The following is a 20477-nucleotide window of genomic DNA, read 5'->3' as shown; positions in this document are numbered from 1 at the left end:
AGATAAAGAAAAACGATGTTTGCTGAACGTGTTCTCTCTGGTATGCGGCCTACGGGCAATTTACATCTTGGTCATTACCATGGGGTATTAAAGAATTGGGTACGCTTGCAATCGGAATATCCCTGCTTCTTTTTTGTTGCTGATTGGCATGCTTTAACAACTCATTATGAAACTCCCGATGTGATTGAGCAATCCGTCTGGGATATGGTGGTTGATTGGTTGGCGGCTGGTGTAGATCCAAATCAGGCAACTCTATTTATTCAGAGCAAGGTGCCCGAGCATGCAGAACTTTTCCTGCTGCTTTCGATGGGCACTCCTTTAGGATGGCTAGAGCGCGTTCCAACCTACAAAGACCAGATTGAAAAACTCAAGGAAAAAGACCTGCAAACTTATGGTTTCCTGGGTTACCCACTCCTACAGGCTGCCGATATTTTGATTTATCGTGCCCAGCATGTTCCAGTAGGTGAGGATCAGGTTCCTCACATTGAAATGACGCGTGAAGTAGCGCGTCGCTTTAACTATCTTTATGGTCGTGAGCCTGGCTTTGAAGAGAAAGCATTAGAGGCAGTTAAAAAATTAGGTAGCAAACGCGCCAAGATGTATTTGGAATTGCGTGTTGCATTCCAAGAGCGTGGCGATGATGAGGCTTTAGAGCAGGCCAAGGCACTATTGCAAGAGGCGCAAAGTTTATCGATGGCTGATCGTGAACGTCTTTTTGGTTTCTTGGAGGGCGCTCGCAAAATTATTCTTCCTGAGCCACAAGCTCTATTGACATCTGCATCACGTATGCCTGGCATTGACGGTCAAAAAATGTCTAAGTCTTATGGCAACACCATTAGTATTCGTGAACAGCCAGAAGACGTAATCAAGAAAATCAGAACAATGCCAACGGACCCTGCGCGCGTTCGCAGAACTGATGCTGGTGATCCAGCGCGTTGTCCAGTATGGCAATTGCATTCCGTTTACTCCAATGAGGAAACGAAACAGTGGGTAGATAAGGGCTGTAAATCAGCTGGCATTGGATGTTTAGAATGCAAGCAGCCAGTTATTGATGCTATCTTGGCTGAGCAACAGCCCATGTTTGAGCGTGCACAAAAGTATCTTGACGACCCAAGTCTATTGCGCTCAATCATTGCAGATGGTTGCGACAAAGCGCGTAAGGTTGCTCAAGAAACAATGCGTGAGGTCCGTGAAGCAATGGGCTTGGCGTACGATTAAATATTCCCGTTTTTAACTTGACTACTTTGCATAGTTCTCAGCTAGACGCTTCACCTTGGGTGAGGCGTTTTGCTTCTCAGATTCCTAAAGATGGTTTGGTATTAGATCTGGCTTGTGGCGGAGGTCGTCATGCGAATCTTTTAGCAAATTTGGGATATTCGGTTTTGGCAGTGGATCAAGATGTCACTGTGATTGAGCAAAACCGGGGCCCACTGATTCAGAGTCAAGCCCTCAATTTAGAGTTAGATGAATGGCCATTAGAAGGGCAGACATTTGAGGGGATAGTGGTGACAAACTACCTCTTTCGTCCGCATTTAGACCGGTTACCTGGCATGCTCACTAAAGGTGGCGTATTAATCTATGAAACGTTTGCCCAGGGTAACGCCCAATTTGGCAAACCCTCAAGCCCAAATTTCCTCCTAAATGCAGGGGAATTACTGGCTTTAGCGGCTCGACATGGTCTTAAAGTGTTTGCTTATGAGGATATTTACGTAGATGAACCCAAACCAGCTATGGTTCAGCGCCTTTGCGCCCTAAAAGAAGGGTAAAAAGGGCACATTCCGTTACAATTTCAAGGTTAAGACAGCTCACAATCGGTATACATTCGGTGACAAATACAGCTCATTCCCAAGGAAGTAAAAAAGCCATTTCTGGCAGCATGCCAGCTATCGTTACGCCGATGTTCGACGACGGCAGTTTAGATTTTGCTGGCCTTAAATCATTGCTGGATTGGCACGTTGCTGAGGGCACTGATGGAATTGTGATTGTGGGCACCAGTGGAGAGTCTCCAACAGTATCCGTAGAAGAGCATTGTGAACTCATTCGCACTACGGTAGAGCACATAGCAGGGCGCATTCCAGTCATCGCTGGGACTGGTGGAAATTCCACAGCAGAAGCAATTGAGTTAACGCAGTTTGCAAAAAAGGTTGGCGCGGATGCCAGTCTACAAGTAGTGCCTTACTACAACAAGCCGACTCAAGAAGGCATGTACGCACATTTTAAAAAGATTGCTGAGTCTGTAGATTTGCCAGTCATTTTGTATAACGTTCCCGGTCGTACCGTGGCAGATTTGGCTGGCGATACTGTAGTCCGTTTGGCTGCAGTGCCAGGCATCATTGGCATCAAGGATGCAACCGGTAGTTTAGAACGTGGCACTTTATTAATGAATGACCTCAAGCGTGCGGGCCATGCTGATTTCTCGGTGTTCTCGGGTGATGATCTCACTGCTGCAATGTTGATGCTGATGGGTGGCAAAGGTAATATTTCTGTTACCGCCAACGTAGCGCCCCGTCTAATGCATGAGCTCTGTGTTGCAGCCATGGCGGATGATGTCAACAGAACGCGCGAGATTCAGTACCAATTGATTGCTGTTCATAAGGCCATGTTTACGGAGGCCAATCCAATCCCTGTGAAATGGGCTCTTCATGAAATGGGCAAGATTACCGCCGGTATTCGCTTGCCATTAACCCCTTTGAGTAACTCATTAAGAGAGCCTTTGAAGGCAGCACTAAAACAGGCCAACTTACTATGATGAATTTGCTTTTATTATCCCGTCGTTTTGTATCAGCTTTGCTGCTACTCGCAGCTGCATTTGCCCTATCCTCGTGTAAGTCAGTAACCAGCAACGACACGGTTGACTACAAAAGCTCTGGTGCTGTGCGTGGCCCTAACTTATCTTATCCACCTGATCTCATCACATCCCAAGCAGATCGTCGATATATTGTGCAAGATGGCACAGCGACGATGTCTGAGTACAACGCGGCCGTTAAAAAATCAGTACAAATGCGCAGCAATGTCATGACTGGTATTCCGGGTATGCGTATTGCTAGGGATGGTGATCGTAGATGGTTAGTGGTTGAGAAACCAGCGCCTGAACTTTATCCCCAAGTAAAAGATTTCTGGCAAGAAAACGGTTTCTTACTGGTAGTGGATTCACCATCTACTGGCATTATGGAAACTGACTGGGCTGAGAATCGTGCCAAGATTGCACAAGATTGGCTACGATCAACTATCGGAGGCGCATTAGACTCTATTTACGATACTGGCGAACGTGATAAGTATAAAACACGTTTAGAGGTGAGTAAGCCCGGTGAAACGGAGATATACATTACCCAAAAGGGCGCCATTGAAAAATGCGTCACCGACAGCACTACAACTGCATGTAACTCAACTATTTGGACCTCTCGACCTAACGACCCAGAGTTAGAAGCTGCATTCTTGGCGCGCTTGATGGAGCGTCTTGGTATGACACAAGAGCAAGCTAAGGCAATGGTTGCCGCTCCTTTAGGGCCTAAGATACCTAAGGCCAAGTTTGTTCAAGAAGGCAATAACAAAGGTTATATCGAGCTCAGTTCAGGCTTTGACCGTTCTTGGCGCGATGTAGGCCTAGCATTGGATCGCTCAAACTTTACGGTTGAAGATCGTAATCGTACAGAGGGCGTCTACTTTGTGCGCTATGTAAACGCGAAAGATGTTGGCGATACCAAGGGCTTCTTCTCGAATTTATTTAGTAGCAAGGATGATTCAAAGCTTCAGGCTAAAAAGTATCAAGTTATCGTTAAGAGTACCGGTGAGAATTCAGCGAACGTCTATGTTCAAGATGCAGATGGTAAGCCTGAAAACACACCAGCTGGATTCCAGTTATTAACGTTGTTGACTGATCAGCTTACTAAATAAGAGATATTGAATTACGCACTCATTCGCAGAAATTCGAGTGCAATAAAAAAGCCGCTTTGCAGCGGCTTTTTTTCTTCAAGAAGAAGATTACTTCTTAGCGTCAGCAGCAGGAGCAGCTGGAGCAGCAGCAGGAGCTTCAGCAGCAGGAGCAGCTGGAGCAGCAGCAGGAGCTTCAGCAGGTTTTGCTTCTTCTTTTTTACCGCAAGCGGCCAAAGCGATAGCTAACATTGCAACGAATACGAGTGACTTCTTCATTTGTAATTTCCTCTTAAAAAATTAAACACCAATTATCGATAATTGTTGTGGGATCTACCAAGGGCAAATCCCTAGGTAATTTCCTGTATTAATTATATCCATCTCGCTGGCTCTTTCTCAAAAATCAGCCAGCCGGCTAGGTAGGCTTCGTAGAGACTTGATTTGTCGATCTTTTTAAGATTTTTGACCTTTAAATACTTGTTGGCTGAAAGACTTACCCAAGCCTTGGTGATCTCAGAAGGCTGGTCTTTCGTCATCTCATCACCATTGCAAAATACCCTCTGCCCAAGGCTCAAAATACGGGTTTGAGGATGGGCGGAGATGCCTAAAGTCCCAAGCTTACTTAGAAAACTCTTCGGGCTTAATGGCGGCGCTGGAGAATCAAATAAAGCTTGTTGCTTTGGTTCGGATAGGTATGCGGTGATGCCTGGCAAAAAGCGATCAATTTGGTCTAGTTTTAGCCTACTCAATTGCTGTTTTAACTGTTCAATAAGCTCAGCTGGCAATTGCTCGGCAACATTGGTGGCATTTTGTTTGGGGTCAGCAAATTTACGATCCAGTTCTGGGAGATCTTCAAGAGATTCAGCAAGTCGCCACAATCCCTCTTGAAGCAGCTCCTTAAAACTGGGAGAGCGAAAACCGACAGACCAAGTTTGACAGCCTGCATCTAGTGCAATCCCATCATGAGCAATATGCGGGGGAAGATACAACATATCGCCTGGCTCTAATATCCACTCTTGTTCATATTTAAACTTCTGCAAAATTTTCAAGGGTAGATTGGGATTTAGACTCAAGTTCTTTTGTGCGGAGATGCGCCACTTTCTGCGTCCAGACATCTGAATTAAAAAAACGTCATAAGAGTCGAAGTGGGGTCCAACACCACCACCAATCCCAGCCACACTCACCATTAAGTCATCTAAGCGTGCATCTGGAATAAATCGAAACCAGGAGAGAATCTTCTTGGCCGCAGGGTGGTGCGCATCCATGCCTTGTAGCAATAAAGTCCAATTAGGCTTATTAAGTGCTGGGATCACATTTTTCTCAAAGGGCCCCTGATCAAAACGCCAAGGTGAAGATCGGATGAGGCGTGACTCCACCTCCTCTTTGTTGGCAAATCGAACGAGCTCCTCATACGAAATTGGGCTATCCAACGATTCTTGATTTTGAGAACAGAGGGCAAAAGCGGGGATGGCGCCACGTACTAATAGAGGCTTTTTATGCCAGTATTGCTTCATAAATTGGTCAGGGCTAATTCCGCCAAATAAGGCCCAGGGTGTATTTAAAGGCAGGTTTTGGGGTGCTTGCGGTGGTTCATAGGGCTTGCTCAAGTAAAATGAAGTCATAAATAGAGGCTGGCAGTAAATGGCTGATGTTGGCTAGAGTTAACTGATTAAAAACGAATGTACGACAAATTACGCATGAAGATTGAAAAAAATACTATCGTATCCCTTCGATATAAATTAACTGATGCTCAAAATAATGTCATCGAGGAGCCAGACTCTCCGATGGTATACCTGCACGGTGGCTACGACGGTACCTTTCCAAAAATTGAGTCTTTGCTCGATGGTCAAGATATTGGCTATGAAGCCACAATTCAGCTGGAACCAAATGAAGCATTTGGTGAGTACGACCCTGAATTACTCAAGATAGAGCCACGCGCCCGTTTTCCAGAACCACTAGAAGTTGGCATGCAATTTGAGGGTGTACCTGATGCAGATACTTCTTTAGATAATGAGCCAGATAATCCAAGTGCGAGCGCCGATGATTCTGATGATGAGCCACTAATCTATACCGTTACAGATGTTGCCGATAGCCAAGTAGTGCTTGATGGTAATCATCCATTGGCGGGTATGGCCTTGCGTTTTTGGGTTCAAGTGAAAGACGTACGTGCTGCTACTGAAGATGAGATCGAAAATCGCCATCCTGAGGGTGGTGAAAACTTTACCTTCGGCATGCCCAATGACGATGCAGATGATGAAGAAGATTTCCTAGAGCAAGCATTGGGTTTACAAGGTCAGGCGCCGCGTACCCTGCATTAATGGGCTAAAGGAGTATTACTCCTTTAGCCATTCTTTCATGGCGCCAAGATCCCGCTTGGTATCGCTGCTAGCTGTAGCATCGGTTGGTGTGTTGCTGAGTTTTGCTAAGGCTTTTTCAAGCTGAGCAATTTTGGCTTCTTGTTCAATCGTGGCATCTATTAAACCCTTGAGTGCCATTGATACTGGATCATCTACATTGGGTGTGACACCATATGCAGAAAAATATTCTTTAGTTTTGCTGTCTACGCTCTGCGGTAGATCGGGATGCAAAACCCGCGCAGGAATACCTACTGCAGTTGCACCTGCTGGAATTTCTTTGAGAACGACTGCATTAGAGCCAATACGTGCCCCATCTCCAACTGTAAAGCCACCGAGTACTTTTGCACCAGCACTAACAACAACCCCTTTACCCAGGGTGGGGTGACGCTTTACTCCCTTATAAAGAGAAGTACCACCCAGCGTAACACCTTGGTAGATTGTGCAGTCATCACCTATTTCGGTAGTCTCGCCAATCACAATCCCAAGACCGTGATCTAAAAACACACGTTGCCCAATCTTCGCTCCCGGATGAATTTCAATGCCGGTAATGAAGCGTGACACCATTGAGAGAACCCGCGCAATCCACTTGAGACCGATATTCCATAGCGCATGAGAAATACGATGAAACCAAACGGCATGCAAGCCTTGGTAGCAAGTAATCACCTCAAGGCGGTTTCTTGCGGCAGGATCACGAACGATGATGGAGTCGACTTGGTCGAAGAGGGAATTAAACATGTCTAGATTTTAACGGGGCTGGCTTATTTTCTCAGGAGCATCTGTTTTGCGATGCCACGTAGTAGATCAATTTCTTCCTTACGCAGACGACTGCGAGCAAATAAAGCCTCTAAGCGGGGCATCAATTTCTTGGGATTTGCAGGGTCAAGGTAGCCAATAGCCTCCAGACCATCGCGCCAGTGTTCCAGCATGGCGGCTACAGCGGCTGGATCGGCATAATTTGATAATTCTGTATTGCCAGCTAAATCCTTTGAAACAAGCTCTTTAAGGGCCTCTCTGAGGGTGTAGGCGCATACCATGAGGGCTTGAGCCAGATTTAATGAGGGGTAGTCGGGGTTGGCCTCCAGCCAAACGCGATGGGTGCATAAAGACAGGTGGTGGTTCTCGAGCCCCGTTCTCTCTGGACCAAATACCAAGGCAACGCGACCTTGATTGCATACTATTTGAGTGATGAGCTCTCTTGCGGATTCCCAAGCCAAAGCGGGCGGCCCGAATTCACGTTCACGGCTTGTAAGGCCTAAAACTAATGAGCAGCCCTGGACAGCATCATCAAGGGAGCCCAATTCTTCTGCAGACTCAAGAAGGTCAGACGCTCCGCTAGCGAGGGCAATCGCCTCTGGCTGCTGAGCAATTCCTTTGATTTTGGGATCAATCAAGCATAGGTCTTTAAACCCCATGGTTTTGAGAGCTCGCGCTGCTGAGCCCACATTGCCAGGGTGACTTGTTTCTACGAGAACCCAGCGTACTAGCTGAGCTTGGTGCTTATCCATGGGCTTCTTAAATTGGGTACGTTGAGGGTAAAGAATGCAAATCGTTTAGAATCAGGGTATTAGCTTCTTATTGTCATGCACTTTAGGCAATATCACAGGCTCGTTCTTATTTAATTTGTCCATCAAAATACTATGCATCCCATGTTAAATGTGGCCATAAAGGCCGCCCGTCGTGCTGGAACCGTTATAAATCGTGCCTCTCTGAATTTAGAGCGCCTCCAGGTTGATCGCAAGCAGCACAATGATTTTGTGACTGAGGTGGACAAAGCCGCGGAAGCGGCCATCATTGAGACCTTGAGCGAAGCCTATCCGACCCATGGATTTTTGGCTGAAGAGACAGGCGAACACAATGTTGATGCAGAGAATGTATGGATCATTGATCCATTAGATGGCACAACCAACTTTATTCATGGCTTTCCACAGTATGCGGTTTCAATCGCCTTAGCCGTAAATGGCGTTACTCAACAAGCTGTGGTTTACGACCCAACCCGCGATGAATTATTTACCGCCACTCGTGGTGCAGGTGCTTATTTAGATCGTCGGCGTTTACGGGTTGCTTCACAAGACCGTTTAGCAAACTCTTTAATTGGAACTGGCTTTCCGTATCGCGAAGATCAAGACTTAGAAAAGTATCTCAAGATTTTTGCAGAGATGTCTCGTCAGTGCGCTGGCTTACGTCGCCCTGGTGCAGCCTCTTTAGACTTGGCTTATGTGGCAGCCGGCCGCTACGATGGTTTTTTTGAGAGCGATCTCAAGCCATGGGATATGGCAGCAGGCGCTTTACTCATTACTGAGTCTGGTGGCTTGATTGGTAATTATCGCGGTGAAGAGGGTTTTCTAAAGAGTGGCGAAGTGATGGCTGCTAATCCGCGCATATTTGCCCAGATGGTTCAATGCCTCTCTAAATACTCAGTTTCTTAAGCAAAAAACAATCGGCATTGATCTGCTTAGGATTTAACTAGGTCAATAAAGTGCTCGCCTTGGTCATTAATCAGGAGTGTGTTTGCTCTGGGATTGCCTACTTCTGGGTGATCTAGGTCCCAATCTGATAAGACCCAACGTTGCCAAGATTGTTCACCCAACTGCTCTACATGATGCGCAGGTAAGTGGGTATGCCCATGGATTAACTTATCACCTGTATGCGAACGTAATGTCGCTGCACATGCCTCAAGGGTCACATTCATCTTCATTAGATTTTGTGGCTGGGAGGATTTAGTCTTGTGTTGATATTGCGCATGACTATTGCTACGCAAATGATTTGCGATAGAGCGACGCCACCCCAATGGCAAAGACAAAAAAAGCTTTTGAACCCAAGTTTTTCTGACCCAGCGGCGAAACACTTGGTAGCCAAGATCAGCAGTACACAACGCATCCCCATGGGCAAGTAAATACCGCTTTCCAGCAATTTCAACCATGGATGGATCTGGCAACAATGTCATGCCCGTCTTCTTTAAAAAAGCAGGCCCCACTAGGAAGTCACGGTTCCCGTGAAGGTAGTAGGTTTTGGTCTTAGTGGATAAATTAGCGAGGGCGCGCTTTACTTCCTGCTGAAAGGGGGATTGGGATGAAGCATCATCACCAACCCAGTATTCAAAAAGATCGCCCAGAATAAAAACCGCCTCAGCTTGTGAGGCATCTTTTTCACAGAAGTCAAAAAAACGTTGCGCCGTCAAGGGCATTGACGGCGTCAGATGTAAGTCTGAGATGAGCATCGCGCTCGCGTATTGCGGGATCATTCCTCGAGAACGGTGGCCTTCTCAATCACAACATCTTCTGCAGGAACATCCTGATGAAAGCCGGCATTTCCTGTTTTGACCTTGCGAATTGTGTCAACAACATCTAAGCCATCAGTCACTTTGCCAAATACTGCATAGCCCCAGCCTTGAGCGTTAGGAGCAGTGTGATTCAAAAAATCATTGTCATTCACGTTAATGAAAAATTGCGCAGTAGCAGAGTGAGGATCGCTAGTGCGAGCCATTGCAACAGTGCCCCGCTCATTCTTTAGGCCATTATTGGCTTCATTTTCAATTTCAGCGCCAGTAGGCTTTTGTTTCATGCCAGCAGTCATGCCGCCACCTTGAATCATGAAATTATTAATCACACGGTGAAAGATCGTGCCATCGTAATGACCACTTTTGACATATTGTAAAAAGTTAGCAACGCTCTTGGGTGCCTTAATTGCATCAAGGGTGAGGGTGATATCACCCTTATTAGTTTTTAGGAGTACTTTCGCCATTGTTTGATTTACTTTCTGGTGAGTTAGTGGATGGATTGCTTAAGGTGCTGTTAGAGCTATTGTTGCCTCTGGTTTGGGGTTTCAATAGGTTCAATAAATATTTGGCCCGATTGGCGTACAGGCGTTGGTTAAGCTGGGTATTGGCCGCCGCATCTTCATAGGCCTTGGCACCCAGTCTGACGTAGACCTCGCCTAAATTCGCGGCAGCAGTACTGTAGCTGGGGCGAAGCTTTAATGCGAGCTCTAAATAGTCACGAGCCTCAATCCATTTGTCTTGAGTGGCTGCGATTGCTGCAAGGTTGTTATAGGGCTCTGGCAGCTCAGGAAATTGCTGTGTAATCTCAATTAAGGTTTTCTTGGCACCGGCAAAATCGCGCATCTCTAGTTGCAAACGTGCTTTTACATAGCGCAGTTGGACATTGCGGGGTGTCATTTTGAGTTTGACGTTGATTAAATCAATTGCATCTTGATATTTACGTGCTTTCACCAATCTCTCAACATCGGATGGCACGGCGTTCTTAGTAACTGGGTCTGGTTCAATAATTAAGAAAGATAAAAAAGGAACGGCAACAGTTTCAGATAGCTCGGGGTTGAGCGGATCATACGGAGCATCAGTTGAGAGTCTTGGGGGGTCAATTGGTCCATAGCCACCTAAATAAGCTTGGGTTTTAGCCTCAGGCGAATTCGCCTCTAGCTGATTAACGGCTGCAATTTCAGCGTTGGCTTGTTGTTGGGCGGGGGTGCTACACCCAGTTACGAGCAAAAAGCTAGCAAGGACGGCAAAAACCTGAAAAGGGGTGGAAATAGGCGCTTTGAGGGTTGCAAACATAGGGGAAGGGGTGAAAAACTGGCTCATTCGATATACTCAGCGCTCAGTCTAACAAATTGGCGCTACTTGCCTCACCTTTATAGCCCTATGCTGCAAATCTATAACACCCTCAGCCGTTCTAAACAGGTCTTTAAGCCCATCCTACCGGGCAAGGTGAAGATGTATGTCTGCGGCATGACAGTCTACGATTTTTGTCATATTGGCCATGCTAGGGTCATGATCGTATTTGATATGGTGGTTCGCTGGCTCAGGGCTAGTGGTTATGAGGTTCTTTACGTGCGCAATATCACTGATATTGACGACAAAATTATCAACCGCGCCATTGAGAATGGTGAGCCGATTGCTGCGCTAACGAACCGATTTATTGATGCCATGCATGCTGATTCTGATGAGTTAGGTCTCATACATCCCGATCAAGAACCTCGTGCTACGGATTACATCAAGCAGATGCAAGGCATGATTGGCAAGCTGATTGAAAATGAATTGGCTTACCAAGGCGAAGATGGTGATGTCAACTTCGCTGTACGTTTGTTGCCACGTTACGGCCAACTCTCTGGCAAGACTCTTGATGAACTCCATGCGGGTGAACGTGTTGCAGTAGGGGGTGGTAAGCGTGACCCACTCGATTTTGTTTTGTGGAAGAGCGCTAAACCAGAGGAGCCATCAGATACCCGCTGGAGCTCACCTTGGGGTGAAGGTCGTCCAGGTTGGCATATAGAATGCTCAGCGATGGCTTGTGACTTGCTTGGCGAGCACTTTGATATTCATGGTGGTGGCGCAGACCTTCAATTCCCTCATCACGAAAATGAAATCGCTCAAAGCGAGGGTGCTCTGTATGGACAAGGTCGCAAAGAGGATGACGCGCCGTTTGTCAATTATTGGATGCACAACGGACATATTCGCGTTAATGAAGAGAAGATGTCTAAATCCTTGGGTAACTTCTTCTTAATTCGGGACGTCTTAAAAAGTTTTGATCCAGAGGTCTTGCGATTCTTTATGCTTAAAGCGCATTACCGTAGCCCTATAAATTACAGCGATGCTCAGCTTGAAGAAGCTCGCGCTGGTTTAGTTCGTCTATACACCGCCTTAGCCCAAGCGCCAATTGCCCAGAATAGTTCGATTGATCCAAAAAACCCATGGGCTCAACGTTTTGCCGATGCCATGAACGATGACTTTAATACGCCTGAAGCAATTGCAGTGTTGTTTGATTTGGCAAGCGAAGTCAATCGTGCGCAAGGTGATGAAAAACAGATGCTTGCATCTACGATGAAGGCATTAGGTGCCACTCTCAATTTCCTGCAAAGAGATCCAACTGCATTCTTGCAAGGGGGATCTAGAGACGAGAGTGGTTTAAGTCCAGCGCAGATCGAAGAGCAGATCGCTGCCCGGGTTTCAGCTAAACAAGCAAAAGATTTTACATTGGCTGACTTAATACGTAAAACTTTATTAGAGCAGGGCGTTGTTCTAGAAGACAAGCCCGGCGGCATTACTGAATGGCGAAGAGCTTAGTGTCACCAGTAAAAGAGGAATCGATTATCGAAGAAATCGCTCCTGCGTACTGGGAGCAGGCTTGTGCTGAACTTATGAAGCATGACCGCATTATGAAAAAGCTGATCCCTAAGTACGGCTCTGGTTTTTTAGTTACCCGTGGTGACGCATTTACAACTTTAGCAAGAGCGATCGTTGGCCAGCAAATCTCAGTTGCTGCTGCGCAAACAGTTTGGGGTAGAGTGCTCATTGCCAGCAAGAAAAAAGTAAACCCTAAAAATATATTAGCGCTCACAGTTGAAGAATTGCGAGCTGCAGGTTTATCAGGGCGCAAGGTTGAATATATCCGCGATCTGGCCGATCACTTTGATTCTGGGCGTTTACATGCCGATCAATGGAAAGATATGGATGATGAGAGCGTCATCAAAGAATTAAGCTCTATTCGGGGAATTGGGCGCTGGACGGCTGAAATGTTCCTCATTTTTAATATGGTTCGCCCTAATATCCTTCCGCTAGACGATGTTGGTCTAATTAAGGCTATTTCCCTCAATTACTTCAGTGGTGAGCCTGTTAGCCGCCATGAGGCGAGGGAGGTGGCAGCTAATTGGGCCCCATGGCGCACGGTTGCCACCTGGTACATGTGGAGAAGTATCGACCCCATCCCAGTTGAACATTAAAATCAGACTATGAAAACGACTTTCCTGGATTTTGAGCAGCAAATCGCCGAATTAGAGTCAAAGATTGAAGAGCTCCGTTTTGTACAAGACGAGTCATCGGTAGATATTTCCGATGAGATCAAAACTCTCTCTGAAAAGAGCGTTCAGCTCACTAAAGATATTTACGCCAATCTCACACCATGGCAGGTGTCTCAAGTTGCGCGTCACCCACAGCGCCCTTACACATTAGATTATGTTGGTGCCTTATTTACCGATTTTCATGAGCTCCATGGCGATCGCACTTTTGCGGATGATCAATCCATCATCGGTGGCCTAGCCCGTTTTGATGATCAGCCCTGCATGGTGATTGGTCACCAAAAAGGTCGTGACACCAAAGAGCGTGCTCTTCGCAACTTTGGCATGAGTCGTCCAGAGGGTTATCGCAAAGCAATGCGCCTCATGCGCCTTGCCGAGAAATTTGGCATTCCAGTATTTACCTTTGTTGACACTCCGGGTGCATTTCCAGGGATTGATGCGGAAGAGCGTAACCAATCTGAAGCAATCGGCCGCAACCTGTATGTGCAAGCTGAGCTAGAAGTCCCGATCATTGCTACGATTATTGGCGAGGGTGGATCAGGTGGCGCCTTAGCGATTGCGATGGGGGATGTGGTGTTGATGTTGCAGAACTCGACCTATTCCGTGATCTCCCCAGAGGGCTGCGCTTCTATCTTATGGAAAACTGCAGATAAAGCCTCTGAAGCTGCTGAGCAATTGGGTCTAACAGCCCAGCGTATTAAGGCATTAGGTTTAATCGACAAGATTGTTGCCGAACCTATTGGTGGTGCTCACCGCGATTACGATGTCATGATGAGTAACATGCGCAAAGCCCTTGCCGAGTCAATGAAAACTTTTGAGGGTATGAAGACTGATGCATTGCTTGAGCGTCGTCATGAGCGTCTAATGAGTTATGGCAAGTTCAAGGAAATCACAGTCAAGTCCTAAGTCTGCAAAACGAATTGCGGTTGCCTTAAGTGGCGGCCTCGATTCGGTTGTTTTGCTAGATACGATTTGCAAATCGCAAGCAGCAAATCAGAATAGAGAGATTTACGCCTTTCACATTCACCATGGTTTGCAAAAGCCGGCGGATGATTGGTTGATATTTTGTGAGAGGCTTGCTAAAAAATATAAGATCCACTTTGATTTTCGCTTGCTTCATCTGAATACCGGAGAGGGTAACGTTGAGGCCAGGGCAAGAGCAGCCCGCTATGAGGCCTTGGCAGATCTCTGCGAGGAATATGGCATTGAAGATCTACTATTAGCTCACCACCAGAACGATCAAGCAGAAACCGTATTGATCCAGTTGCTCCGCGGGGCTGGTGTGGCAGGCTTATCAGGCATGTCTGTTCACAAACATATTCAGGCAGGCCCTAGCCCCTTAATGCTGAAGCGTCCATTGCTCGATCAAAGTAGGGCTGAGCTAGAGGCTTACGCCAAACAACATAAACTCAAGTGGATTGTTGACCCTAGTAATCAAGACCGCAAATATAGACGCAATGCGATTCGAAAAGATGTCATTCCAAAACTAGAAAAGATTCAGCCTGAAGCAGTTGCCAATTTAGCTCGCAGCGCATCCTTGCTAAGTGATGCACAGGCATTACTAGATCGTTTGGCATTACAAGATGGAAAAGGCATTTTAATAAAAGATTGTCTTCAGTTAAAACCATTGCTAGTACTTTATAAGTCAGACTTGCCTGCGGCGAATAATGTCCTGCGCTATTGGCTCAAGATGAATGAACTCGTGATGCCATCTCAAGAGCGCCTGAACTCTTGGTGGCGCGATCTTGTTGCTGTGAAGGTGGATTCACAGCTAGAGTGGACTCATGATGGCAAGGCTATTCGGCTATGGCGCGATCAATTACAGCTCGCCCCACAGTCAGGCGGCCAGTGGATCTTCAAAACAATTCCCACTGGAAGTAAAAATGCAGGACTGCCAGCTGCTTGGGTAAAAAAGGCTCAGAAAGAAGGCCGCATTACAACTAAAGCAAGGTCGGGGTCTGAAAAACTCCAAATCAAACCAAATAGTCCACGTAAAACCCTCAAAAATCTCTTTCAGGAGGGTGATATTCCTCCGTGGCAGCGCAATGCCCCACTTTTATATATTGATCATGAGCTTATTGCAGTAGCGGGAGTAGGCGTCAGTTACCCGCATCTCGTACTGACCGGATCTAGAGTGTGGCCCGAGTGGCAAGAGAAGGCTTTGTAGGTTTAAAACCCTGTAAAATAAGCCCTTTTTAGATCCTCGGGTAAGTATTTCCCGCTTATAGATAGTTAATAGACAGTTTTTATGGCTCTTATCGTTCATAAATATGGTGGCACCTCAATGGGCTCAGTTGAGCGCATTGCGAATGTCGCTAAACGCGTTGCCAAGTGGATGCGTGCCGGCCATCAAGTGGTGGTAGTTCCTTCTGCCATGTCAGGTGAAACTAACCGCTTGCTTGGCTTGGCAAAAGAAATCAACCCAGATGCAAGCCCACGTGAGCTAGATCAAATCGCCTCTACTGGTGAGCAGGTCAGTTCTGGTTTGCTAGCCTTAGCATTGATGCGTGAAGGTATTGATGCGGTGAGTTACGCTGGTTGGCAGGTAACAGTACATACAGATTCAGCATTCACTAAAGCTCGTATTAAAAGTATTGAGAGCGATAAGATTCTCAAAGACTTGAACGCTGGTCGTGCCGTCGTGGTTACTGGTTTCCAAGGCGTAGATCCAGAAGGAAACATTACCACCTTAGGTCGTGGTGGCTCAGATACTTCTGCAGTTGCAATGGCTGCTGCCTTGAAGGCAGACGAGTGTTTGATCTATACCGATGTGGATGGTGTCTATACAACAGACCCACGCGTTTGTGAGGATGCACGTCGCCTAGACAAAATCACCTTTGAAGAAATGCTGGAAATGGCTAGCTTAGGTTCTAAGGTGTTACAAATTCGTTCTGTCGAGTTTGCAGGTAAGTACAAAGTTAAAACCCGCGTTCTGTCTTCGTTGACAGACCCATTGATGCCTTTAGACCAAGAGATGAAGTCGGGCACATTGATTACATTTGAAGAGGACAGCACTATGGAAGCCGCAGTTATTTCCGGCATCGCCTTTGCGCGTGATGAAGCGAAGATTACCGTTTTAGGAGTTCCTGATCGTCCAGGTATTGCCTATCAAATTCTTGGCCCAATTGCTGATGCCAATATTGATGTGGATATCATCATTCAAAACCAATCAGTAGAAGGCAAGACAGACTTCACCTTTACTGTTCCGCGCGGTGACTATCAAAAGGCTTTAGATATTTTGAAGAACACTGTGCAGGCGCACATTGAAGCAAAAGAAATCTCAGGGGATCCTAAGGTTTCTAAAGTTTCAGTAGTTGGCGTAGGTATGCGTTCACACGTTGGTATCGCCAGCAAAATGTTTCGTACATTGTCAGAAGAGGGCATTAACATCCTCATGATCTCTACTAGTGAAATTAAGATCTCTGTAGTGATCGACGAGAAATATATGGAATTGGCGGTTCGTGCTTTGCATAAGGCATTTGAGCTAGACCAGAAATAATTCTTCAAAAGGGCATTAAAACCCTTCAGGAACGGTTATCCGTTAAACTGTGGGGCGGATTAGTAGTAAGAAGGTAGTAAAAGTACGGAGACGTGGCCGAGCTGGTCGAAGGCACTCCCCTGCTAAGGGAGCATCGGGGCTAAAACTCTGATCGGAGGTTCGAATCCTCTCGTCTCCGCCAGTACTTTCATTAAACCCAGTAAATTCAATGAGTTACTGGGTTTTTTGTTGCCTATTTTATATAAAAACCACAACAGTTTTAGGGTTTATGTTGCATCGCCGCAAATAAATGTTGCAACACAACAAATTCTTTATTAGAATGGTGCATCGCAACAAAATTTGTAACCAACTACTAAATAAAGGATTAACCATGTTCCAGAATCAATTAAACGATCAAATCGCTCAAGCTCAAGCTAAAGCTGTTGAAAACGCTAAACATTTGGCACAAGTTGCAGTTGAAAGTGCTCAAGAATTGGCAGAAATCAACCAAGCTGCTGCTAAAGATGCATTGGCTGCTGCACAAGATGCAAGCTCACAGTTGTTGACAATCAAAGATCCACAACAGTTGGCTAAATTGGCTCAACCTGAAACTGCTCAAGAAGCTGCTAAGTACGCTGCTGCTTATCAAGCTAAAGTAAGCAAAGTTGTTCGTAACGGTAACAAAGAAGTTGCTCAAGTTGTTGACGCTTCTATTGATGACGCACGTGATGACTTGGTTAAGTTTGTTAAAGAAGCTACTAAAACTGCTCCTGCTGGTTCTGAGGCATTTGTATCTGCTTTCAAAACTGCATTTGACGCTTCACTCCAACAGTTTGACCAAGTTCGCGCAACTGCAACTGATGCATTCGCAAACTTTGAGAAGAGTGTTGACGCTGCATTGGCTAACATTCAAGGCCAGTACGCTGTAGCTAAGCCAGCTGCTAAAACACGTAAAGCTGCTTAATCAGCCTTACTTGTTTCAATAAAAAAACCGCCCTCGGGCGGTTTTTTGTTGTCTATTGCTTTAGGCCTAAGGCCTATAGAGAAGGACCTGCAGGGCTTCAGTAAGCAGTACCGTCAACAGCCTTCAGGTAGCCTTTAATGTACTGGGGCGGAACAAACAACACTGTACTGATTCCGGACTTGGATGAAATATCTAGCTGGAAACCATTCTTCATGTGATCTTTCAAAAAGGCATCTGTCAATTTGATTGAGAGTAACTCTTTGAACATGCAGCCTCTTGCTTCACATAAGCCGGCCTCACGAGAGATTACTTTAAATGTGCTCGCAGGCGCATTTTCTAGATTAGCTGCATCGTAGTTACGCATTTGTGAGAAATAAGTCAGATGAACCTGGAGTTCATAAGTCTTGATGCCTTGCGACAATTGCTCGCTACGAAGATTAAACATCTCATAAGTATTGGATTCATCCATCGTATTGATCGATGGGCCAACATAGGTTTTCCCGCCAGAACTATTAGGGGTGGCGATCGTAGATTGATAAACATCGTTTACTTCCCACGAACTGATTTTTTTATCGTTGTTGGCACAGGCGACAAGTCCGAGACTAACAACTAGTAATAACGCAAAACGGTACATATTGGGCTCCTTAGATCACCAAATCATACTATCGTCCGCCCAAATCTTGGCTTTATTCGCAAACGGGGTATTTCTTTCCTTAATTGCTAACCCCGGGATCCCCATTTTTTAAACCTAGGGTTTGTCATTACTAAATTACTATACTTCACAACTTCACAAGTTATGAAGTTGTGATATAGTGTGATGACTGGGAGAAGAAATGAAGAGACAAATACCGAAAACACATCAAGCCTTGGAGTGGATAGGGAAGGGCATGAGCGCAGCTCAGGCCGCTCGAAAGATGGAAATTTCAGAATCCAGTGTGTATGCCGCCCTCAGAAAAACGAAGGCAAAAGATATGGGTTGTTGTCCTACGTGTGGTCACAAAATAAGGAACTAAGATGAAAAAGACTCTATTAGCTGCTGTAACAATTTCTGTTGCTGCATTTGCATATGCGAACACCTCATCAGATTCATCGGCATTGGTAACTCAACAGTGCAAGATTTCTGCTGAAGCTGTATCTACCTTGAAGGGATTGCAATATGGCAATACTTCAATTCGTAAAGACGTAGCTAATCTAATTGACCGCCATCTCAAGACTCAAGAGAACAGAGATGTTGCACATAAGAAATTGAATTTAATGGTCGACGATAAGTCTGCTGATGCTGGGGCTCTAGAGCTTAAGTACTGCTCCTAAGTATTTCTTAGGGCAGTAAAGAAAAAATCCCGCTCAGGGCGGGGTATGAATACTTGACTCTAAAATTGTCAGTAGCAATCAATTCTTTAGTGTTGAGAGAAATGCCTTAATCACCTTATTTTGTAATTCATTCTCCTCTTGGGTGGCGCCTGCTCCAGAGAGGTGGCCCATCGGTAGTCGCTCATTGATGGCAATGTACTTTGCACCCGGTATTAATTTGGCGGAAGACTTGGCATCTGATTCTGGATTTAATAGGTCGCCCGTACCTGCCAGTATTAAAGTCTTCGCCTTGATTGATTTGAGGGCAGCAGATGTGTTGTTATCAAAACCCTTTGTTTGGCCAACATCGTGACGATCATATGCGCGGGATTGCCAGATCCAGTCATTGGCATCCATTCTCTTCCAGCCGCTATCTTGAACTTTCTTGAGGTATTCAATTTCAGCTGTGGGGGTTGGATTTAACTGCTCTTGATATGCTGGAGTTCGAACAATGACCCCGCTTAACCAGCCAGCCCATAGGCGCATGCCTTGTTCCACAGGTTTGTCGTATTTGCCCCCCTGATAGCCTGGATCGGTCATGATGCTTTGGCGCAGCATTTCTAAGACACCCGTGGTCCACGCAGGCGTCTTTGCCAAAGGAATGATGGGGATGATGGCTTGCATTGCGTTAGGGTACGAGACGCCCCATTGAAGGGCTTGCATACCGCCCATAGAAGCACCAATCACGGCAACTAATTTCTTGATGCCAAAGTGATCAACAACAAGTTGATGTTGGGTATTGACCATATCTCGAATATTGAACTCGGGAAAGCTAATATTCGGCTGGGTTTTGCTATTAGATGGTGACGTACTTAGACCGTTACCAATCGCATCGGTACAGATTACAAAATACTTATCAGTATCTAAAGCCTTGCCAGGACCAATTAGATAATCAATGCGATGGTGATTGCCGCCAATGGCCGTAACCATCAAGATGGAATTGCTCTTATCAGCATTCAGAGTGCCTTGAGTTGTATAAGACAGATTAAAGTCTTGTATAACGGAGCCATTTTCAAGCTGAAAGTTGCCTTCAGCATAGGTCTGGTGTGCTGGCTCAGTGGGTTTGTGTGCCAGAGCATTGAATGTGGTCAGCGCAAGTCCTAGCGCTATAACCCTGATAATGGATAAATACATGCTGTCTCCTTTTATTATTCTTTATTTATAGCAGGAAATTTGATGACCCAGGCTTTTGACTGTGCGGAATGTGGTAACCCAAGAGTCTTAATGGGGGGATGCCAATATTGCGGAAGTGTAGAGTTGCCCAATGTATTTGTGGATACGATTGAGCTCAATATCAAGCAGGGCTTTCCAACCGTTGAAGAGGCGCTAGATCATTTGACGGAGTACCTCAGAATGGCTTGCCAGCTTGGTCTAAAGGCAATCGTTTTAATTCATGGATATGGATCGTCCGGCGAGGGTGGTCGTATTAAATGGGCCATTCATGACGCCCTAGAAAATAACCGCTATGCCGATCGGGTAGAGGAGTATTTCTTTGGTGAAGATGTCCCATTTGCCAGCACAACTTACTATGATTTATTAAAGCAGCGCCCAGGTCTAAAGGACTATTTGAAGCACTTTAAGGCTGGTAATGCGGGGATGACTGTTTTATTGCTGGGCTCAGGCCGGAGAAGTGCTTAGAATAGACAGG

23 protein-coding genes and 1 tRNA gene are annotated in these 20477 nt (G+C 45.9%); 15 read left to right on the top strand and 9 right to left on the bottom strand.

Annotated features, from left to right (window positions below; translation table 11 throughout):
- Positions 1–15: 15 nt before the first annotated feature.
- The 4 genes from FD961_RS05110 (at position 16) to bamC (ending at position 3894) form a co-directional block, all read left to right on the top strand.
- Positions 16–1218 (top strand): tryptophan--tRNA ligase, encoded by a 1203-nt coding sequence (locus FD961_RS05110; protein WP_215392941.1) that lies wholly within the window; start codon positions 16–18, stop codon positions 1216–1218.
- 2 nt (positions 1219–1220) lie between these two features.
- Complete coding sequence (locus FD961_RS05105; RefSeq protein ID WP_256438059.1) at positions 1221–1766, top strand: bifunctional 2-polyprenyl-6-hydroxyphenol methylase/3-demethylubiquinol 3-O-methyltransferase UbiG; 546 nt, start codon at positions 1221–1223, stop codon at positions 1764–1766.
- A 110-nt stretch (positions 1767–1876) separates the two neighbouring features.
- A complete protein-coding gene (gene dapA, locus FD961_RS05100) occupies positions 1877–2749 on the top strand; it encodes a 4-hydroxy-tetrahydrodipicolinate synthase (RefSeq protein WP_215394366.1) in 873 nt (290 codons plus the stop codon).
- Positions 2746–3894: an outer membrane protein assembly factor BamC gene (gene bamC, locus FD961_RS05095; protein WP_215392939.1), complete on the top strand. Its 1149-nt coding sequence runs from the start codon at positions 2746–2748 to the stop codon at positions 3892–3894. Before dapA ends, bamC begins: the two co-directional genes overlap by 4 nt.
- A gap of 87 nt (positions 3895–3981) precedes the next feature.
- On the opposite strand, the gene FD961_RS05090 is transcribed toward bamC, so the two are convergent.
- Both FD961_RS05090 and FD961_RS05085 read right to left on the bottom strand, forming a co-directional pair.
- Positions 3982–4149 (bottom strand): hypothetical protein, encoded by a 168-nt coding sequence (locus tag FD961_RS05090; protein ID WP_169709854.1) that lies wholly within the window; start codon positions 4147–4149, stop codon positions 3982–3984.
- A gap of 92 nt (positions 4150–4241) precedes the next feature.
- Positions 4242–5492, bottom strand: a complete 1251-nt coding sequence (locus FD961_RS05085) for a JmjC domain-containing protein (RefSeq protein WP_215392938.1) — start codon at positions 5490–5492, stop codon at positions 4242–4244.
- Between the two features lie 75 nt (positions 5493–5567).
- Here FD961_RS05085 and FD961_RS05080 point away from each other — a divergent pair, with 75 nt between their 5' ends.
- The gene (locus FD961_RS05080; RefSeq protein WP_215394365.1) at positions 5568–6188 is read left to right on the top strand and encodes a peptidylprolyl isomerase; all 621 of its coding nucleotides are present in this window, start codon (positions 5568–5570) and stop codon (positions 6186–6188) included.
- A gap of 15 nt (positions 6189–6203) precedes the next feature.
- Here the strand turns inward: FD961_RS05080 and cysE are convergent, their stop codons facing one another.
- On the bottom strand, positions 6204–6962 hold the full coding sequence (gene cysE, locus FD961_RS05075; RefSeq protein WP_215392937.1) for a serine O-acetyltransferase: 759 nt from the start codon (positions 6960–6962) through the stop codon (positions 6204–6206).
- Between the two features lie 23 nt (positions 6963–6985).
- The gene (locus FD961_RS05070) at positions 6986–7732 is read right to left on the bottom strand and encodes an RNA methyltransferase (RefSeq protein ID WP_215392936.1); all 747 of its coding nucleotides are present in this window, start codon (positions 7730–7732) and stop codon (positions 6986–6988) included.
- Between the two features lie 132 nt (positions 7733–7864).
- Here FD961_RS05070 and FD961_RS05065 point away from each other — a divergent pair, with 132 nt between their 5' ends.
- Entirely contained in the window at positions 7865–8653 is a 789-nt protein-coding gene (locus FD961_RS05065) for an inositol monophosphatase family protein (protein WP_071465641.1), read from the top strand.
- A gap of 26 nt (positions 8654–8679) precedes the next feature.
- On the opposite strand, the gene FD961_RS05060 is transcribed toward FD961_RS05065, so the two are convergent.
- From FD961_RS05060 to FD961_RS05050, 3 genes are read right to left on the bottom strand one after another with little or no spacing between them, the layout of a single operon-like run.
- The gene (locus FD961_RS05060) at positions 8680–9468 is read right to left on the bottom strand and encodes a UDP-2,3-diacylglucosamine diphosphatase (RefSeq protein ID WP_215392935.1); all 789 of its coding nucleotides are present in this window, start codon (positions 9466–9468) and stop codon (positions 8680–8682) included.
- Positions 9465–9968: a peptidylprolyl isomerase gene (locus FD961_RS05055; protein ID WP_215392934.1), complete on the bottom strand. Its 504-nt coding sequence runs from the start codon at positions 9966–9968 to the stop codon at positions 9465–9467. Before FD961_RS05055 ends, FD961_RS05060 begins: the two co-directional genes overlap by 4 nt.
- The gene (locus FD961_RS05050) at positions 9943–10824 is read right to left on the bottom strand and encodes a tetratricopeptide repeat protein (protein WP_251371220.1); all 882 of its coding nucleotides are present in this window, start codon (positions 10822–10824) and stop codon (positions 9943–9945) included. The genes FD961_RS05055 and FD961_RS05050 overlap by 26 nt, the downstream gene beginning before the upstream one ends.
- Positions 10825–10884: 60 nt before the next feature.
- Here FD961_RS05050 and cysS point away from each other — a divergent pair, with 60 nt between their 5' ends.
- The 7 genes from cysS (at position 10885) to FD961_RS05015 (ending at position 17479) form a co-directional block, all read left to right on the top strand.
- On the top strand, positions 10885–12306 hold the full coding sequence (cysS, locus tag FD961_RS05045; RefSeq protein ID WP_215392933.1) for a cysteine--tRNA ligase: 1422 nt from the start codon (positions 10885–10887) through the stop codon (positions 12304–12306).
- Positions 12291–12962: a DNA-3-methyladenine glycosylase gene (locus FD961_RS05040; RefSeq protein ID WP_251371219.1), complete on the top strand. Its 672-nt coding sequence runs from the start codon at positions 12291–12293 to the stop codon at positions 12960–12962. The genes cysS and FD961_RS05040 overlap by 16 nt, the downstream gene beginning before the upstream one ends.
- Before the next feature lie 9 nt (positions 12963–12971).
- Complete coding sequence (locus FD961_RS05035; RefSeq protein WP_071465647.1) at positions 12972–13943, top strand: acetyl-CoA carboxylase carboxyltransferase subunit alpha; 972 nt, start codon at positions 12972–12974, stop codon at positions 13941–13943.
- A complete protein-coding gene (tilS, locus tag FD961_RS05030; RefSeq protein ID WP_215392932.1) occupies positions 13909–15204 on the top strand; it encodes a tRNA lysidine(34) synthetase TilS in 1296 nt (431 codons plus the stop codon). Before FD961_RS05035 ends, tilS begins: the two co-directional genes overlap by 35 nt.
- Before the next feature lie 81 nt (positions 15205–15285).
- The gene (locus FD961_RS05025; RefSeq protein ID WP_071465649.1) at positions 15286–16536 is read left to right on the top strand and encodes an aspartate kinase; all 1251 of its coding nucleotides are present in this window, start codon (positions 15286–15288) and stop codon (positions 16534–16536) included.
- An 86-nt stretch (positions 16537–16622) separates the two neighbouring features.
- Positions 16623–16717, top strand: a tRNA-Ser gene (locus FD961_RS05020).
- 189 nt (positions 16718–16906) lie between these two features.
- Entirely contained in the window at positions 16907–17479 is a 573-nt protein-coding gene (locus tag FD961_RS05015; RefSeq protein ID WP_215392931.1) for a phasin family protein, read from the top strand.
- A 97-nt stretch (positions 17480–17576) separates the two neighbouring features.
- Here FD961_RS05015 and FD961_RS05010 read toward each other — a convergent pair whose 3' ends face one another.
- A complete protein-coding gene (locus FD961_RS05010; protein WP_215392930.1) occupies positions 17577–18113 on the bottom strand; it encodes a hypothetical protein in 537 nt (178 codons plus the stop codon).
- 380 nt (positions 18114–18493) lie between these two features.
- Here FD961_RS05010 and FD961_RS05005 point away from each other — a divergent pair, with 380 nt between their 5' ends.
- Positions 18494–18790, top strand: coding sequence for a hypothetical protein (locus FD961_RS05005; RefSeq protein WP_215392929.1), 297 nt, complete (start codon positions 18494–18496; stop codon positions 18788–18790).
- A 78-nt stretch (positions 18791–18868) separates the two neighbouring features.
- On the opposite strand, the gene FD961_RS05000 is transcribed toward FD961_RS05005, so the two are convergent.
- Complete coding sequence (locus FD961_RS05000; RefSeq protein ID WP_215392928.1) at positions 18869–19963, bottom strand: alpha/beta fold hydrolase; 1095 nt, start codon at positions 19961–19963, stop codon at positions 18869–18871.
- Positions 19964–20005: 42 nt separating this feature from the next.
- Between FD961_RS05000 and FD961_RS04995 the strand changes: the two genes are divergently transcribed.
- Positions 20006–20467 (top strand): Smr/MutS family protein, encoded by a 462-nt coding sequence (locus FD961_RS04995; RefSeq protein ID WP_215392927.1) that lies wholly within the window; start codon positions 20006–20008, stop codon positions 20465–20467.
- Positions 20468–20477 lie beyond the last annotated feature (10 nt).

The sequence above is a fragment of the Polynucleobacter sp. TSB-Sco08W16 genome, assembly GCF_018687455.1.
Taxonomy (GTDB): Bacteria; Pseudomonadota; Gammaproteobacteria; order Burkholderiales; family Burkholderiaceae; genus Polynucleobacter.
This window is presented reverse-complemented; position numbering and strand designations above follow the sequence as displayed.

Bases quoted from the DNA above. Each gene is read 5' to 3' on its own strand.
- FD961_RS05060 (WP_215392935.1), bottom strand. From the start codon at position 9,468: ATGATCCCGCAATACGCGAGCGCGATGCTCATCTCAGACTTACATCTG.
- FD961_RS05005 (WP_215392929.1), top strand. From the start codon at position 18,494: ATGAAAAAGACTCTATTAGCTGCTGTAACAATTTCTGTTGCTGCATTT.
- FD961_RS05025 (WP_071465649.1), top strand. From the start codon at position 15,286: ATGGCTCTTATCGTTCATAAATATGGTGGCACCTCAATGGGCTCAGTT.
- cysE (WP_215392937.1), bottom strand. From the start codon at position 6,962: ATGTTTAATTCCCTCTTCGACCAAGTCGACTCCATCATCGTTCGTGAT.
- FD961_RS05110 (WP_215392941.1), top strand. From the start codon at position 16: ATGTTTGCTGAACGTGTTCTCTCTGGTATGCGGCCTACGGGCAATTTA.
- FD961_RS04995 (WP_215392927.1), top strand. From the start codon at position 20,006: ATGACCCAGGCTTTTGACTGTGCGGAATGTGGTAACCCAAGAGTCTTA.
- FD961_RS05080 (WP_215394365.1), top strand. From the start codon at position 5,568: ATGAAGATTGAAAAAAATACTATCGTATCCCTTCGATATAAATTAACT.
- FD961_RS05040 (WP_251371219.1), top strand. From the start codon at position 12,291: ATGGCGAAGAGCTTAGTGTCACCAGTAAAAGAGGAATCGATTATCGAA.
- FD961_RS05000 (WP_215392928.1), bottom strand. From the start codon at position 19,963: ATGTATTTATCCATTATCAGGGTTATAGCGCTAGGACTTGCGCTGACC.
- FD961_RS05090 (WP_169709854.1), bottom strand. From the start codon at position 4,149: ATGAAGAAGTCACTCGTATTCGTTGCAATGTTAGCTATCGCTTTGGCC.
- FD961_RS05065 (WP_071465641.1), top strand. From the start codon at position 7,865: ATGCATCCCATGTTAAATGTGGCCATAAAGGCCGCCCGTCGTGCTGGA.
- bamC (WP_215392939.1), top strand. From the start codon at position 2,746: ATGATGAATTTGCTTTTATTATCCCGTCGTTTTGTATCAGCTTTGCTG.
- FD961_RS05050 (WP_251371220.1), bottom strand. From the start codon at position 10,824: ATGAGCCAGTTTTTCACCCCTTCCCCTATGTTTGCAACCCTCAAAGCG.
- cysS (WP_215392933.1), top strand. From the start codon at position 10,885: ATGCTGCAAATCTATAACACCCTCAGCCGTTCTAAACAGGTCTTTAAG.
- FD961_RS05055 (WP_215392934.1), bottom strand. From the start codon at position 9,968: ATGGCGAAAGTACTCCTAAAAACTAATAAGGGTGATATCACCCTCACC.
- FD961_RS05015 (WP_215392931.1), top strand. From the start codon at position 16,907: ATGTTCCAGAATCAATTAAACGATCAAATCGCTCAAGCTCAAGCTAAA.
- FD961_RS05010 (WP_215392930.1), bottom strand. From the start codon at position 18,113: ATGTACCGTTTTGCGTTATTACTAGTTGTTAGTCTCGGACTTGTCGCC.
- tilS (WP_215392932.1), top strand. From the start codon at position 13,909: ATGGCAAGTTCAAGGAAATCACAGTCAAGTCCTAAGTCTGCAAAACGA.
- FD961_RS05085 (WP_215392938.1), bottom strand. From the start codon at position 5,492: ATGACTTCATTTTACTTGAGCAAGCCCTATGAACCACCGCAAGCACCC.
- dapA (WP_215394366.1), top strand. From the start codon at position 1,877: ATGCCAGCTATCGTTACGCCGATGTTCGACGACGGCAGTTTAGATTTT.
- FD961_RS05070 (WP_215392936.1), bottom strand. From the start codon at position 7,732: ATGGATAAGCACCAAGCTCAGCTAGTACGCTGGGTTCTCGTAGAAACA.
- FD961_RS05035 (WP_071465647.1), top strand. From the start codon at position 12,972: ATGAAAACGACTTTCCTGGATTTTGAGCAGCAAATCGCCGAATTAGAG.